Origin of the sequence: Pseudomonas simiae, assembly GCF_900111895.1 — a bacterium.
Lineage (GTDB): Bacteria > Pseudomonadota > Gammaproteobacteria > Pseudomonadales > Pseudomonadaceae > Aquipseudomonas > Aquipseudomonas simiae.
This window is the reverse complement of sequence record NZ_FOKB01000021.1, coordinates 1-1467: the sequence shown is the minus strand read 5'-3', so window position 1 is coordinate 1467 and position 1467 is coordinate 1. Positions and strand designations below refer to the sequence as shown.

Annotated in this window: 1 rRNA gene; it reads right to left on the bottom strand. The window is 52.5% G+C overall.

Features of this window, described 5'->3' with window-relative positions:
• Positions 1-107 precede the first annotated feature (107 nt).
• Positions 108-1467 (bottom strand): 23S ribosomal RNA (locus BMZ57_RS28875); the annotation flags it as partial.

The window sequence follows — 1467 nt, the reverse complement described above, 5'->3', positions numbered from 1 at the left end:
GTATGTGACAGATCGGTGTTTTGTGAGATATCGAACTTTCGGTTCGTATCATCTTCACACACCGCAATCTGATGCTCGTTAGAGTAGTCAAATTGCTTGGGTGTTATATGGTCAAGCCTCACGGGCAATTAGTATTGGTTAGCTCAACGCCTCACAGCGCTTACACACCCAACCTATCAACGTCGTAGTCTTCGACGGCCCTTCAGGGAACTCAAGGTTCCAGTGAGATCTCATCTTGAGGCTAGTTTCCCGCTTAGATGCTTTCAGCGGTTATCTATTCCGAACATAGCTACCCGGCAATGCCACTGGCGTGACAACCGGAACACCAGAGGTTCGTCCACTCCGGTCCTCTCGTACTAGGAGCAGCCCCTCTCAAATCTCAAACGTCCACGGCAGATAGGGACCGAACTGTCTCACGACGTTCTAAACCCAGCTCGCGTACCACTTTAAATGGCGAACAGCCATACCCTTGGGACCGGCTTCAGCCCCAGGATGTGATGAGCCGACATCGAGGTGCCAAACACCGCCGTCGATATGAACTCTTGGGCGGTATCAGCCTGTTATCCCCGGAGTACCTTTTATCCGTTGAGCGATGGCCCTTCCATACAGAACCACCGGATCACTAAGACCTACTTTCGTACCTGCTCGACGTGTCTGTCTCGCAGTCAAGCGCGCTTTTGCCTTTATACTCTACGACCGATTTCCGACCGGTCTGAGCGCACCTTCGTACTCCTCCGTTACTCTTTAGGAGGAGACCGCCCCAGTCAAACTACCCACCATACACTGTCCTCGATCCGGATAACGGACCTGAGTTAGAACCTCAAAGTTGCCAGGGTGGTATTTCAAGGATGGCTCCACGCGAACTGGCGTCCACGCTTCAAAGCCTCCCACCTATCCTACACAAGCAAATTCAAAGTCCAGTGCAAAGCTATAGTAAAGGTTCACGGGGTCTTTCCGTCTAGCCGCGGATACACTGCATCTTCACAGCGATTTCAATTTCACTGAGTCTCGGGTGGAGACAGCGCCGCCATCGTTACGCCATTCGTGCAGGTCGGAACTTACCCGACAAGGAATTTCGCTACCTTAGGACCGTTATAGTTACGGCCGCCGTTTACCGGGGCTTCGATCAAGAGCTTCGCGTTAGCTAACCCCATCAATTAACCTTCCGGCACCGGGCAGGCGTCACACCCTATACGTCCACTTTCGTGTTTGCAGAGTGCTGTGTTTTTAATAAACAGTCGCAGCGGCCTGGTATCTTCGACCGGCATGAGCTTACGGAGCAAGTCCTTCACCCTCACCGGCGCACCTTCTCCCGAAGTTACGGTGCCATTTTGCCTAGTTCCTTCACCCGAGTTCTCTCAAGCGCCTTGGTATTCTCTACCCAACCACCTGTGTCGGTTTGGGGTACGGTTCCTGGTTACCTGAAGCTTAGAAGCTTTTCTTGGAAGCATGGCATCAACCACTTCG